Source organism: Acidovorax sp. 59, assembly GCF_002754175.1.
GTDB lineage: Bacteria > Pseudomonadota > Gammaproteobacteria > Burkholderiales > Burkholderiaceae_C > Acidovorax > Acidovorax delafieldii.
This window is the reverse complement of record NZ_PEET01000001.1, coordinates 875,965-889,818: the sequence shown is the minus strand read 5'-3', so window position 1 is coordinate 889,818 and position 13,854 is coordinate 875,965. Positions and strand designations below refer to the sequence as shown.

15 protein-coding genes are annotated in these 13,854 nt (G+C 62.3%); 4 read left to right on the top strand and 11 right to left on the bottom strand.

The window, feature by feature from the left end; translation table 11 throughout:
* Positions 1–5 precede the first annotated feature (5 nt).
* Both CLU87_RS04040 and CLU87_RS04035 read right to left on the bottom strand, forming a co-directional pair.
* Complete coding sequence (locus CLU87_RS04040) at positions 6–653, bottom strand: DUF47 domain-containing protein (protein ID WP_055403060.1); 648 nt, start codon at positions 651–653, stop codon at positions 6–8.
* Between the two features lie 178 nt (positions 654–831).
* Entirely contained in the window at positions 832–1,194 is a 363-nt protein-coding gene (locus CLU87_RS04035) for a DMT family protein (RefSeq protein WP_056061062.1), read from the bottom strand.
* Here CLU87_RS04035 and CLU87_RS23310 point away from each other — a divergent pair.
* Positions 1,124–1,423, top strand: coding sequence for a hypothetical protein (locus tag CLU87_RS23310; RefSeq protein WP_162245485.1), 300 nt, complete (start codon positions 1,124–1,126; stop codon positions 1,421–1,423). The genes CLU87_RS04035 and CLU87_RS23310 overlap by 71 nt on opposite strands.
* Here CLU87_RS23310 and CLU87_RS04030 read toward each other — a convergent pair.
* From CLU87_RS04030 to CLU87_RS03995, 8 genes are all read right to left on the bottom strand, one after another.
* Positions 1,408–2,136, bottom strand: a complete 729-nt coding sequence (locus tag CLU87_RS04030) for an ABC transporter ATP-binding protein (protein WP_056061060.1) — start codon at positions 2,134–2,136, stop codon at positions 1,408–1,410. The two genes, CLU87_RS23310 and CLU87_RS04030, sit on opposite strands and share 16 nt — an antisense overlap.
* A 2-nt stretch (positions 2,137–2,138) precedes the next feature.
* Positions 2,139–2,933, bottom strand: coding sequence for an ABC transporter ATP-binding protein (locus CLU87_RS04025; RefSeq protein ID WP_056061058.1), 795 nt, complete (start codon positions 2,931–2,933; stop codon positions 2,139–2,141).
* 20 nt (positions 2,934–2,953) lie between these two features.
* On the bottom strand, positions 2,954–4,030 hold the full coding sequence (locus tag CLU87_RS04020) for an ABC transporter ATP-binding protein (RefSeq protein WP_056061055.1): 1,077 nt from the start codon (positions 4,028–4,030) through the stop codon (positions 2,954–2,956).
* A gap of 13 nt (positions 4,031–4,043) precedes the next feature.
* Positions 4,044–4,973 (bottom strand): branched-chain amino acid ABC transporter permease, encoded by a 930-nt coding sequence (locus CLU87_RS04015; protein WP_056061051.1) that lies wholly within the window; start codon positions 4,971–4,973, stop codon positions 4,044–4,046.
* A 357-nt stretch (positions 4,974–5,330) separates the two neighbouring features.
* On the bottom strand, positions 5,331–6,686 hold the full coding sequence (locus tag CLU87_RS04010) for a replication-associated recombination protein A (protein WP_099729606.1): 1,356 nt from the start codon (positions 6,684–6,686) through the stop codon (positions 5,331–5,333).
* A gap of 96 nt (positions 6,687–6,782) precedes the next feature.
* Positions 6,783–7,415 carry an outer membrane lipoprotein chaperone LolA gene (gene lolA, locus CLU87_RS04005; protein WP_099729605.1) on the bottom strand — a complete coding sequence of 211 codons (633 nt, stop codon included), beginning with the start codon at positions 7,413–7,415 and terminating at the stop codon, positions 6,783–6,785.
* 44 nt (positions 7,416–7,459) lie between these two features.
* Entirely contained in the window at positions 7,460–9,796 is a 2,337-nt protein-coding gene (locus CLU87_RS04000) for a DNA translocase FtsK (protein ID WP_056061046.1), read from the bottom strand.
* 73 nt (positions 9,797–9,869) lie between these two features.
* On the bottom strand, positions 9,870–10,547 hold the full coding sequence (locus CLU87_RS03995; RefSeq protein ID WP_056061043.1) for a Crp/Fnr family transcriptional regulator: 678 nt from the start codon (positions 10,545–10,547) through the stop codon (positions 9,870–9,872).
* Positions 10,548–10,733: 186 nt separating this feature from the next.
* On the opposite strand from CLU87_RS03995, the gene trxB reads away from it, so the two are divergent.
* The 3 genes from trxB (at position 10,734) to rpmG (ending at position 12,284) form a co-directional block, all read left to right on the top strand.
* Positions 10,734–11,687, top strand: coding sequence for a thioredoxin-disulfide reductase (trxB, locus tag CLU87_RS03990; RefSeq protein WP_099729604.1), 954 nt, complete (start codon positions 10,734–10,736; stop codon positions 11,685–11,687).
* A gap of 181 nt (positions 11,688–11,868) precedes the next feature.
* A complete protein-coding gene (rpmB, locus tag CLU87_RS03985) occupies positions 11,869–12,102 on the top strand; it encodes a 50S ribosomal protein L28 (protein WP_010463481.1) in 234 nt (77 codons plus the stop codon).
* Positions 12,103–12,113: 11 nt separating this feature from the next.
* On the top strand, positions 12,114–12,284 hold the full coding sequence (gene rpmG, locus CLU87_RS03980; RefSeq protein ID WP_008904999.1) for a 50S ribosomal protein L33: 171 nt from the start codon (positions 12,114–12,116) through the stop codon (positions 12,282–12,284).
* A 251-nt stretch (positions 12,285–12,535) separates the two neighbouring features.
* Here the strand turns inward: rpmG and CLU87_RS03975 are convergent, their stop codons facing one another.
* Positions 12,536–13,750 (bottom strand): fatty acid desaturase, encoded by a 1,215-nt coding sequence (locus CLU87_RS03975; RefSeq protein ID WP_056061039.1) that lies wholly within the window; start codon positions 13,748–13,750, stop codon positions 12,536–12,538.
* Between the last annotated feature and the right edge of the window lie 104 nt (positions 13,751–13,854).

Genomic DNA, 13,854 nt, shown 5'->3' with positions numbered 1-13,854 from the left:
GCGGATCAGGAGTTCTCGAGGACGATGCCCTCGATGCAGTTGGCCACGTCCTCGCACTTGTCGGTGATCGTCTCCAGCAGTTCGTAGATGGCCTTGAGCTTGATCACCTCGCGGACATCGGGCTCCTCGCGGAACAGCTTGCTCATGGCGCTGCGCATCACACGGTCGGCGTCGGATTCGAGCTTGTCGATCTCCTCGCAGGTCTTGAGCGCGGCCTCGGCCACAGCCGGGTCGGCGATCTTGTCGAGCAGCTTGACGGCATCGCGCAGGCGCTCGCAGCACTTGAGGCTCAGGTCCGTGAGACGGGTGATTTCTTCCGTCATGTGCCGCACGTCGTACAGCGCCATGGTTTCAGCCGAGTCCTGGATCAGGTCGGCCACATCGTCCATGGTGTTGATCAGCGTGTGGATCTGCTCACGGTCGATGGGGGTGATGAAGGTCTTGTGGATGGCCTTGTTCACCTCGTGCGTCACTCGGTCGGCGGCACGCTCGGCGTTGTCCACATCCTGGTTGTACTTGTCGCGCAGGTGCGGGTCGCTGTAGTTGGCCACCAGTTGCGAGAAGGCCCGGGCCGCCTCGACGATGCGGTCCGCATGCTGGTTGAACATTTCGAAAAAATTGCCTTCGCGTGGCAACAGCTTGGCAAACAGCATGGAGACTCCTGGATCGGGAACGAATGGTGAGAAAAGGCCGCGCCATGACAGAACCATGACGCTTTCGTGACCCGGCGAGTTTAACCGTGCGCCCTGCAGGGACTGATGCCGCTGCCTCATGCAGTCATGCGCACGGCGCCGTGGGCGACGACACACTGGCCGTTCAGGCCCTGTGCCTTCAGGCGCCCCGGAAGATGAAATACACCGCCCCCACCAGGCACAACCCCGCCCAAAGGTAGTCCCACTTCAGGGGTTGCCCCATGTAGAACACGGCGAAGGGCACAAACACACCCAGCGTGATGACCTCTTGCATGATCTTGAGCTGCCCCACGTTGAACTGGGTGAAGCCAATGCGGTTGGCCGGCACCTGCAACAGGTATTCAAACAGTGCGATACCCCAGCTGACGAGGGCCGCGACATACCACGGCGAAGACGCCAGGTTCTTCAGGTGGCCGTACCACGCAAAGGTCATGAAGATATTGCTGGCAGTGAGCAGCAATATCGTTTGCAAAGAAATAGGCAGGGATTGGAGCGCGTTCATGGTGGAGCGGCAGGCTGGGGAAGTGAACGAAGCGGCCGATTATGAACAAAACCGATCGATTGCGCTGGTGTTACATACCTTGCCAGCTATATTTTTAATAGCAATTTACTGCAACACTACTCCCATCAACAGACACAAAAAAAGGCACTCCCGAGGGAGTGCCTTGCTGGACAGCCGCCGCACCACACCAGCGGTGCGCAGGCTTGCGGTCGCTTATTCGCCCAGGTAGGCAGCGCGCACCTTGGGGTCATTGAGCAACTGCTGGCCAGGGCCCGACATGGTGATCAGGCCGGACTCCATCACGTAGCCGCGGTCGGCAATCGCCAGCGCGCGGCTGGCGTTCTGCTCGACCAGCACGATGGTCACGCCCAGCGCGTACACGTCGCGCACCACCTCAAAGATCTTGTCCACCATGATGGGGGACAGGCCCATCGAGGGCTCGTCCAGCAGCAGCACCTTGGGCTGGCTCATCAGCGCGCGGCCCATCGCCAGCATCTGCTGCTCACCGCCCGACATGGTGCCGGCCAGCTGGTCCTTGCGCTCGCGCAGGCGCGGGAAAATGGTGAACATCTTCTCGATGTCAGCCAGGATGCCGGCCTTGTCGGAGCGCGTGTAGGCGCCCATTTGCAGGTTTTCGGTGATGGTCATGCGCGCAAACACGCCACGGCCTTCCGGCACCATCACCAGGCCCTTCTTCACCAGGTCCCAGGCGCCCTTGCCCTTGATGCTTTCGCCCAGGTACTCGATGTCGCCGTCGTTCATGGCCAGGGTGCCAGTGATGGCCTTCATGGTGGTGGTCTTGCCCGCACCGTTGGAGCCGATCAGCGAGACCAGCTCGCCTTCACGCACTTCGAAGTCCACGCCCTTCACGGCCTGGATACCGCCGTAGGCCACTTTCAGGCCCTTGACCTGCAGCAGTACCTTGTTGGATTTTTCGGCCATTCTCAATGTCCTCCGGTGCCCAGATAGGCCTCAATCACTTTTTCGTTCTTCTGCACTTCGGCAGGGTTGCCTTCGGCGATCTGCTTGCCATAGTCGAGCACCGTCACACGGTCGCACAGGCCCATCACCAGCTTCACGTCGTGCTCGATGAGCAAGATGGTGCGGTTGTCTTTGCGGATGCGGTCGATCAGCTCGCGCAGCAGCACCTTCTCGGTGGCGTTCATGCCGGCGGCGGGCTCGTCCAGCGCAATCAGTTGCGGATCGGTGGCCAGGGCACGGGCGATCTCCAGGCGGCGCTGGTCGCCATAGCTCAGGGTGCGCGCCTTGTAGTCGGCAAACTTGCCAATGCCCACGTAGTCGAGCAGTTCCTGTGCGCGCTTGGCGATGGCCAGCTCTTCTTCCTTGAAGCCCTTGGTGCGCAGCACAGCGCCCAGCAGGCCAGACTTGGTACGGATGTGGCGGCCCACCATCACGTTTTCCAGTGCCGTCATTTCTGCAAACAGGCGGATGTTCTGGAAGGTGCGCGCAATGCCTGCCTTGGCCACTTCGTGCACGGCCGTCGGCTCGTAAGGCTTGCCAGCCAGTTCAAAGGTACCGCTGTCGGGGGTGTACAGGCCGGTGATCACGTTGAAGAACGTGGTCTTGCCTGCGCCGTTCGGGCCAATCAGGCCATACACCTGGCCTCGCTCAATGGTGATGCCCACGTCGGAGAGGGCTTGCAGGCCGCCGAAGCGCTTGGAAATGCCCGCAACCCGCAGCACCACGTCGCTGGCTGATTTCTGAATGTTCTCTGCCATGTTCTAACTTTCTGCGGTGTTCAGGTCTTCTGCGTGAGGCTCTTGCCATGGTCGGGCGCAGGCCACAGACCACGGGGACGCATCAGCATGATGATGATCATGGCCAGCGCGATCAGCAGCTGGCGCAGGATGGCGGAGTCCAGGCGACCGTCCGTCATGGCCTGCAGAGGGCCTGCCACATAGCGCAGCACTTCGGGCAGGGCCGACAGCAGCACGGCGCCCAGGATCACGCCAGGAATGTGGCCGATACCGCCCAGCACCACCATGGCGACGATCATGACCGACTCCATCAGGCTGAACGACTCGGGCGACACAAAGCCCTGGAACGCACCGAACATCGCACCCGACACGCCGCCGAACGAAGCCCCCATGCCGAAGGCCAGCAGCTTCATGTTGCGGGTGTTGATGCCCATCGCCTTGGCAGCGATTTCATCTTCACGGATGGCCATCCAGGCGCGGCCGATGCGCGAGTCCTGCAGGCGGTAGCAGATGATGATGGACACCACCACCAGGGTCAGGAACAGGTAGTAGTACAGGGTGACGGAATTGATGTCGAAACCGAACACCTCCAGTCGCTTGCCCAGGTCCAGGCCAAAGATCTTGACCGAGTCGATCTGGCCCAGGCCCTTGGGGCCGTTGGTCAGGTTGACCGGGTGGTCCAGGTTGTTCAGGAAGATGCGGATGATTTCGCCGAAGCCCAGCGTCACGATGGCCAGGTAGTCACCGCGCAGCTTCAGCGTGGGCGCCCCCAGCATGGCGCCAAAGAACGCCGCTAACAACGCCGCCACCGGTATCACGATCCACAGCGAGGTGTGCAGCCCGTTTGGGAACATGGCGGCAAACGCCGCAAAGTTGTCCGCCAGGTGCGGCGAAGCCATCAAGGCAAACAGGTAGGCGCCCACGGCGTAGAACGCCACGTAGCCCAGGTCCAGCAGGCCGGCGTAGCCCACCACGATGTTCAGGCCCAGGGCCAGCAGCACGTACAGCAGGGCCAGGTCGGCGATACGCACCCAGGCGTTGCCGAAGGATTGCAGGATCAGCGGCAGCACCAGCAGCGCGACGGCGCCGATGATCCAGTTGGTTTTGGTGTTCTTCATGGTGTGAGGCTCCTCAGGCGCGATCGGCCACACGCTCACCCAGCAGGCCCGAGGGGCGCAGCGTCAGGATGATGATGAGCACGATGAACGCAAAGATGTCGGTGTAGTGGCTGCCCAGCAAACCGCCCGTGAGCGTGCCGATGTAGCCGGAGCCGATGGCTTCGATGAGGCCCAGCAGGATGCCGCCCACCACCGCACCGGCCAGGTTACCGATACCGCCGAACACCGCCGCCGTGAAGGCCTTGAGCCCCGGCAGGAAGCCCATGGTGTGCTGCGCCGTGCCGTAGTTGGAGGCATACATGATGCCGGCGATGGCCGCCAGGATGGCGCCGATGATGAAGGTGGCCGAGATCACCATGTCGGGCTTCACGCCCATCAGGGAGGCCACGCGGGGGTTCTCCGCCGTGGCGCGCATGGCGCGGCCCAGGTTGGTGTGGTTGACCAGATAGACCAGGGAAGCCAGGGCCACCGCCGTCACCCCCAGGATCAGGATCTGGGTGGGAGTGATGTAGGCACCACCCAACTGGAACGGCGTGCTGGGCAGCAGCGTGGGATAGGGCTTGTAGTTGGGCTTCCAGATGATCATGGCCAGCGTCTGCAGCAGGATCGACATGCCGATGGCAGTGATCAGGGGGGCAAGACGGGGGCTGGTGCGCAGTGGCTTGTAGGCCACCTTTTCGATCACGAAGTTGAGCGTGGCAGCGACCACGCAGGCGATGAGCGTGGCCAGCAGCAGGATGACCCAACCCGGCGCGCCGGGCATGGCAGCCTGCATCATTCCAATACAGCTCCAGCTGGTGAGGGCGCCGATCATGAGCACCTCGCCATGGGCGAAATTGATGAGTTGAATAATGCCGTACACCATCGTGTAGCCCAAGGCTATCAAGGCGTACATGCTGCCGAGTACCAGACCGTTGATGATCTGTTGCAGCAAAATGTCCATAAGAGAAGTCCTTCGTTTGTGACGTACCCACCGCTTTGGCACCGGAATCGGTACAGCCTTGTGGGCCCGACTGCCATCTAGCAAAAAACCCGCCAGGAATGCAGCTGTGCGGGTTTGTGGACGGGATTGTAGCGAGTAGTCACAACCGCCCCAATCCAAGCCGGGCGGGGTTTTCCCTCGGGTTTTAGTCACATCAGCGCGCCACGCACTGCATAAGGAATTTTGATGCACGCAAGATAATTGATGTGCAAACTTATTACCTTGATCATGCAGAATCGGCATAAAGCAGGCTGCGCAGCACCTTGGGCCTGCCGCAGGACATGCGCGGCCACCTCGCCCCACCGAGCAGGTCTCGGATCAGGAGGCGGTGTCTGAATCCTGAAGGCCGGGAGTGGCTGCTGCGGCATTGCGTTCGCGCAGCTCACGCAGCTTCAGGGCAATCTTGATTTCGAGACCCCGCTCCACGGGCTGGTAGAAGCCGAGCTCTGGCATGCCTTCGGGCAGGTAGCTCTCCCCCGCCGCAAAGCCACCCTCTTCGTCGTGGGCGTAGCGGTAGCCCTTGCCGTAGTCGAGCTCTTTCATCAACTTGGTGGGCGCATTGCGCAGGTGCATGGGCACCGGGCGTGTGCCATCCTGTTTGACCCAGGCCCGCGCCGCGTTGTAGGCCTTGTAGACCGCGTTGGACTTGGGCGCCACCGCCAGGTACACCACGCATTCGGCCAGCGCCAGCTCGCCCTCAGGGCTGCCCAGGCGCTCGTACACCTCGCTCGCGTCCAGTGCCAGGCGCAATGCGCGCGGGTCGGCCAAGCCCACGTCCTCGGCTGCCATGCGCACCAGCCGGCGCGCCATGTAGCGGGGGTCAGCACCGCCGTCGAGCATGCGCACCAGCCAGTACAACGCAGCGTCGGGGTCAGAGCCCCGCACCGATTTGTGCAACGCGCTGATGGTGTCGTAGAACTGCTCGCCGCCCTTGTCGTAGCGGCGCATGCGCTCGCCAAGCACCTTGAGCAGCCAGGCATCGGTGATCTCGGAAAGCTTCTCCTGCGCAGCCGCCATGGCCAGGGTTTCGAGCGTGTTGAGCAGGCGGCGCGCGTCGCCATCGGCATAGGCCACCAGGCGGTCGATTGCTACATCTTCGATAGCGGGCAGCGCATCTTCCTCCTGCGCCAGGGCCACAATCTGCTTCAAATCTTGCTCAGACAGCGGCTGCAGCACGTAGACCGCCGCTCGCGACAGCAGCGCGGAATTCACCTCAAACGAAGGGTTCTCGGTGGTGGCGCCGATGAAGGTGAACAGGCCTGATTCAACGTGTGGCAAGAACGCGTCTTGCTGACTCTTGTTGAAGCGGTGCACCTCGTCCACAAACACGATGGTGCGCTGCTGCATGAGCCCGTCGCGCGCGGCCTGAGCCTGCTCTACGGACTCACGGATGTCCTTGACCCCACCCAGCACGGCGCTGATGCTGATGAACTGCGCATCGAACGCATCGGCCATCAGGCGCGCAATGGAGGTCTTGCCAACGCCGGGCGGGCCCCACAGGATGCAGCTGTGTGGTCTGCCGGACTCAAACGCCAGCCGCAGCGGCATGCCCGGGCCCAGCACATGCTGCTGCCCGATCACCTCGCCCAGTGTGCGGGGCCGCAGGCGTTCAGCCAGGGGCTGGTGGGTGGAAGGGTGTACCGAGGAAGGGGCGGAGGCACCGCGTGCTGCCATGTTCGTATCCTGTCTACATCACGCTGATTTTGAAGCCAAACTGACCTCTAGCGCCCAAAAAACATGCACCGGCAGCTATTCTTTTGAGAGCAAAACCTACTGCTTCACGACATCCGCCCCAGCCGGAGGCTTGAACCGGAACGTGCTGGCAGGCAGCGCCGTATTGGCCTGCATGCCGGTAAAACGAATCAGCGAACGCTGGCCAAAGCTGTCCAGGATGTCCAAGGCCGCAAGCTGCTCGCCCGCAAAGCCCACACGCACGCTCTTGAGCTGGCCGTCCTTGGTCTTGGGGCTGGCCAGTACCCACCGCAGGCCGTCCGCATCGGGCGAGGCCTCCAGCGTGAACTCGGCCTTCAGCGCCGACAGGTCGGGCGCGGACGCCAGCAGTGCTGCGGGCGTGCTGCCCAGGGCCTGGGATTGCGAGCGCTGCGTGACCTGGTTCAGGTCCACGTCGTACAGCCAAAGGGTCTGGCCGTCGGCCACGATGGTCTGCTCGAAAGGTTTTTTGTAGACGAACTTGAAGCGCCCGGGGCGCTGGAATTCAAAGCTGCCGCTCGATGTCTTGGTGCGCGCGGTCTGGCCATCCTTGGGGGGCGAAGTCACGGTCTGGGTGAAATCGGCCTTTCCCGTCTGCGTGCCCTTCATGAAGGACTCCAGGCTTTTTAACCCGTCAGCGCTAGCCACGCTTGCCGCAGCAGCTATCAAAATTGCAGTAGCGATCTTTTTCAACAGAAACTCCTGTGGGGTAGGGTCCGGCCTTGCGGTCCGGCCGGTCATTCGCTGCGGTTGGGTACCAGCACTTCGCGCTGGCCGCTGGTGGTCAGGCCACTGACGAGTCCGGCCTTTTCCATGTCTTCCAGCAGCCGCGCCGAGCGGTTGTAGCCAATGCGCAGCTTGCGCTGCACGTACGAGATGCTGGCCTTGCGGTCCTTGAGCACCACTTCGACGGCTTGGTCGTACATGGGGTCCTTCTCGCCCCCCTCGCCGCCACCGCCCTCCCCTGACAGATCACCCTCGCCATCCACAGTTCCACCTTCGAGCACGCCTTCTATGTAGTCCGGCTCCCCTTGTTCCTTGAGGTAACTGACGACACGGTGTACTTCTTCGTCCGACACGAAGGCGCCATGCACCCGGATCGGCAGGCCCGTGCCGCTGGCCATGTAGAGCATGTCGCCCATGCCCAACAGCGCCTCGGCACCCATCTGGTCGAGGATGGTGCGGCTGTCGATCTTGGAGCCCACCGAGAACGCGATGCGGGTGGGGATGTTGGCCTTGATCAGGCCGGTGATCACATCCACGCTGGGGCGCTGGGTGGCCAGGATCAAGTGGATGCCGGCCGCGCGCGCCTTTTGCGCCAGGCGGGCGATCAGTTCTTCGATCTTCTTGCCCACCACCATCATCAGGTCGGCCAGCTCGTCGATGATGACCACGATGTGCGGCAGGCGCTGCAGCGGTTCGGGCTCCTCGGGTGTGAGGCTGAAGGGGTTGTAGATGAACTCTTCCTTGGCCTTGGCCTCGTCGATCTTGGTGTTGTAGCCCGCCAGGTTGCGAACGCCCAGCTTGGACATGAGCTTGTACCGCCGCTCCATCTCGGCCACGCACCAGTTCAGGCCATGCGCCGCCTGCTTCATGTCGGTGACCACGGGCGCCAGCAGGTGCGGAATGCCTTCGTAGACCGACATTTCCAGCATCTTGGGGTCGATCATCAAAAGACGCACGTCGCGCGCCTCGGCCTTGTACAGCAGCGAGAGGATCATCGCGTTGATCCCCACCGACTTGCCAGAGCCCGTGGTACCCGCCACCAGCACGTGCGGCATCTTGGCCAGGTCGGCCACCACCGGGTTGCCCACGATGTCCTTGCCCAGGCCCATGGTGAGCATGCTCTTGGCCTCATGGTAGACCTGCGATCCCAGGATTTCGGACAGGCGAATGGACTGCCGCTTGGCGTTGGGCAGTTCCAGCGCCATGTAGTTCTTGCCGGGGATGGTCTCCACCACGCGGATCGACACCAAACTGAGCGAGCGCGCCAGGTCCTTGGCCAGTCCCACGATCTGCGACCCCTTCACGCCCGTGGCGGGTTCGATCTCGTAGCGTGTGATCACCGGGCCGGGCATGGCCGCGACCACGCGCACTTCCACGCCAAAGTCCTTGAGCTTTTTCTCAATGAGCCGGCTGGTCATCTCCAGCGTCTCGGGGGCCACGGTTTCCTGGCGCTGCAGAGGGCCGTCCAGCAGGTCCACCAGCGGCAGCTTGCTATCCGGCATCTCGGTGAACAGGGGCTTCTGGCGCTCTTTCACCACACGGGTGCTCTGCGGCACATCCACCAGAATCGGCTCGATGATTTGCACGGGCTCGGGGTGGTGCACCTCACTTTCGGTGCGCTCCTCCAATACCACCACTTCGCGCTCGCGGGCCGCCTTGCGGCCCACTGCGACGTCCTTGGCCACCTCGCGTTTTGCCAGGCGCGCCTGTACCAGCGCATCAAGGCGCCCTCCGAGAAACTCCGCCACATGGCCCCACGAGAAGCGGAACACCAGCGCCGCCCCCGCCACCGCCAGCACGATCGCCAACAAGCCGGAGCCCGTAAATCCCAGCCACTTCACGCCAGCTGGCCCCACCAGGTACCCCAGCACGCCACCCGCATGCCCAGGCAGGAACGATTCAAACCGGTACAAACGCGACCATTCCAGCGCCGTGCTGGAACACATCAGCACCACCAGTCCACCCCAGAACGTGGCCCGGCGCACCAGAGGGCTGGCGGCGCCTGCCACCACTTCGCCTCCGCGCATCCAGCGCGCCAGCGACGACAGCCAGGCCCGCACGCCAGCCGCCACGCACCACCACACTGAAAACCCCAGCGCAAAGTAGCTGCCATCGGCCAGCCAGGCGCCGAAGCGCCCCGCCCAGTTGGCAACGGAGCGCGCGTCGCGGGCACCCGAGGTGGACCAGGCAGCATCCTGGGCCGAATAGCTGACCAGCGCCAGCAGCCAGAAAACCAGGGCCAGCAAGCCCACCACCAGGGCGATTTCGTGGCCAAAACGGGCGGCGCCCGTGCGGGGCGGCGACTTGGCCGCCGCCGATGCATTCAGGGTATTGAGGGAATAGGTCATAAACGTGCGGGGTGAGCTTACCCCATGCGTTGCGCTGGGCGCACCACCCCGCGCAGGGTCCGCCCCCCGGATTTCAGCCCAGCGCGTTCAGCCGGTCCTTGAGCAGGGTAGCCCCGCTGGGCAGTGCCTCGATGAAGCCGCGCTCCTCCAGGTCTTTCATCACGCGGCTGACCATTTCGCGGGAAGCTCCCACCATCTTGGCCAGATCCTGGCGGGAGATTTTGTCCTTGATCAGCAGCTGCCCCTGCGCATCGGGCACCGCAAAGTCCAGCAAGGCATGGGCCACACGGCCGTACACATCCAGTAACGCGAGTGACTCAATCTTGCGATCAGCGTGGCGCAGCCGCTTGACCAGCCCGCGCATCACCACCAGCGACATGGACGCGTTCTCGGTGAGACAACGCGCAAACTCCGCACGCCCCAGCATCAGCACGTCGGTCTGCACCTCGGCACGCACAGTGGCCGAGTGGGGTTCGTTGTCGATGATGCTCATCTCGCCCAGGTAGTCGCCCTGGGCGAGGGTGGCCAGGATCACCTCACGCCCCCGGCTGTCCGAGGTCATGACCCGGGCGCGCCCTGTGAGCAAGATGAACAGGGCATTGGACTTTTGCCCCTGCTCCACCAGCGCCTCGCCCCGCTTGAAGCGGCGTTTGATCACTGCGCCGCTGATCACCTCGGCCTGCGCCACCGTCAGCAGCGAAAACAAAGGTACCCGGCGCAGCAGGTCGAGGTTGGACAACATCGTGGACATGCAAACATCTCCTTTCAGGGGTGCGACCCAACCGGAGCCGCAACGGGTTATCAATGGGTTCTTACAATCACCGTGATTGAAAACGGGGCCACTCTCGCGAGCGGACGCCGGTTGATACTCGGCGGCTCAACCCCCAGCTTTCCCAACAGCGCCCCATGTAGCGGGCGCAAAACACAGGCTTTTACCATGTCCACCACCCAACACGCGAAAGTTCTGATCCTCGGCTCGGGCCCTGCGGGCTACACCGCAGCGGTTTATGCCGCCCGTGCCAACCTGAACCCGGTGCTGATCACCGGCATGGCCCAGGGTGGCCAGCTGATGACCACCACCGAGGTGGACAACTGGCCTGCCGACGTGCACGGCGTGCAGGGACCGGAGCTGATGCAGCGTTTTCTGGAGCACGCAGAGCGCTTCAAGACCCAGATCATCTTCGACCACATCAACAAGGTCGATTTCAGCAAGCGGCCCTTCACACTCACCGGCGACAGCTGTACCTACACCTGCGACGCATTGATTCTGGCCACTGGCGCATCGGCCAAATACCTGGGCCTGCCTTCGGAAGAAGCCTTCATGGGCAAGGGCGTGTCCGGCTGCGCGACCTGTGACGGCTTCTTCTACCGCGAGCAGGATGTCTGCGTGGTCGGTGGCGGCAATACGGCGGTGGAGGAAGCGCTGTACCTGTCGAACATCGCCCGCAAGGTCACCCTGGTGCACCGCCGCGACAAGTTCAAGGCCGAACCCATTCTGGTGGACAAGCTCAACGAGAAAGTGGCAGCGGGCAAGATCGAGCTCAAGCTGTTCCACACTCTGGACGAGGTGCTGGGCGACAACACGGGCGTGACAGGTATCCGCATCAAGAGCACGAAAGACGGCAGCACGGAAGACATCAAGCTGCAAGGTTGCTTCATCGCCATCGGCCACGCGCCCAACACCGAGATCTTCCAGGGCCAGCTGGAGATGGAAAACGGCTACATCATCACCCAGGGCGGGCTGAAGGGCTTTGCCACACAGACCAGCGTGCCCGGCGTGTTTGCCGCAGGCGATGTGCAGGACCATGTGTACCGTCAGGCCATCACCAGCGCGGGCACCGGCTGCATGGCCGCGCTGGACGCCCAGCGCTTCCTTGAACAAGAGTCTTGATGAAAAAATGAGCCGCAGGTTATAATCTGCGGCTTTGCTGAATTCGGCCCGTTTTTGCGGTCCTCCGAAACAGGCAAATCGGGTTACCGCCACCCTTTCTGGCGAGGTGAGGCCGCAAGCCAACCTGGGCACACAGCCCAGGGCTCAGCGAACGGCCGTTAATCAGTATCGGAGTGTCCTCATGGCACGCGTCTGCGACGTAACGGGCAAGAAGCCCATGACGGGGAACAATGTTTCCCACGCCAACAACAAAACCAAGCGCCGGTTCCTGCCGAACCTGCAATACCGCCGTTTCTGGGTCGAGACCGAAAACCGTTGGGTGCGCCTGCGTGTTTCGAGCGCTGCCCTGCGTTTGATCGACAAGAACGGTATCGACTCGGTGCTCGCAGACCTGCGTGCCCGTGGCCAGGCTTAAGGAGTAGCACCATGGCAAGCAAAGGCGGACGCGACAAGATCAAGCTGGAATCCACTGCGGGTACCGGTCACTTCTACACCACGACCAAGAACAAGAAGACCATGCCCGAGAAGATGCTGATCATGAAATTTGATCCCAAGGCTCGCAAGCATGTGGAATACAAGGAAATGAAGCTGAAGTAATTCAGTCTCTTTCTTGTCATCCCAAAGGCCGCCCGGCATTCAGCCCGGCGGCTTTTTTCATGGCTGCAATCCACGCAGCCCGATGACTACAGCACCGCCTCCCGCCATCGACGACCTGTTCCCCACCAACTTCGAGAGCCAGCAGGTCCACAGCCAACAAAAAACCGCTGAGGGCACAAAGCCCTGCAGCGGTATATGGGGAGGTGCGCCGGGGTCAGTGGTCCGACCGACAGCCCCACCAAGGCATTACATCAGGCCCGTGCAGCGCGCAGACTGATGGAGAACTCGCGCAGAGTGGCAATACCGCTCTCCTCGGCACGACGGCACCAGGCCTGCAAGTCGGCAGTGAGTTGCTCACGGGATTGCGATGTATTGAGCCACAGCTGACGCAGTTCTTCGCGCATGGTCACCATCTTGTCCAGGGCCGGATGCGCAGCGCGGGCCTGAGCCAGCTGGGGCAAAGCCCCCGCCGGCACCTTCTCGGCATCGCGATGCAGCCAGCGCTTGGCGGCCTTGAGCACCGATACATCGGCCTGACGGGCCTGCAGCGCGGCGATCTCATCCTTGCACGCCTTGCGCACACCACGCGCATAGCCCGCCATCACTTCATAGCGGTTGGCGATCAAGGCCTCCAGCGTCTTTTCATCAGCCACCGGCTTGACATCGCCCAGTTGCAACTTGGGTGGCACCTTCTTCACGGTAGCCCAGCCGATTTTCTTCATGAGGCTGATGTACACCCAGCCAATGTCAAATTCATACGGCTTGACCGAGAACTTGGCCGACGTGGGGTAGGTGTGGTGGTTATTGTGCAGCTCTTCGCCGCCAATGATGATGCCCCAGGGCGACAGGTTGGTGCTGGCGTCCTGCGCCTCGAAGTTGCGGTAGCCCCAGTAGTGGCCCACACCATTGACCACACCCGCCGCCCAGAACGGAATCCAGAGCATCTGTACCGCCCACACCGCAGCGCCCAGGGCGCCAAACAATGCGAGGTTCAGGATCAGCATAAGGCCCACACCCTGCCAGCCGTAGCGGGTATAGACATTGCGTTCCATCCAGTCATCGGGCGTGCCGTGACCGAACTTCTTGATGGTTTCCATGTTCTTGGACTCGGCGCGGTACAGCTCGGCGCCGCGCCACATCACCGTGTCCAGCCCGCGGGTCTGGGGGCTGTGGGGGTCATCCACAGTTTCACACTTGGCGTGGTGCTTGCGGTGGATGGCCACCCATTCCTTGGTCACCATGCCGGTACCAATCCACAGCCAGAAGCGGAAGAAATGCGAGGGGATGGCATGCAGGTCCAGCGCGCGGTGTGCCTGCGCGCGGTGCAGGAAGATCGTGACCGCAGCGATGGTGATGTGGGTCGTGGCAAGGGTGTACAACACGATCTGCCACCAGGACAGGTTCCACAACCCATTTCCCAGCCAGTCAATGGCGGCGTTCAGTACAGCCCAGTCGGGTAACAGCATATTCACAAAAACCTTACTACAGAGAACCCGCTCACCAACGAAACAGGTCATTAATTTTAGATGGCCCGTTTCTGAACGGATCAGGGGAATCCACAGTATTTACG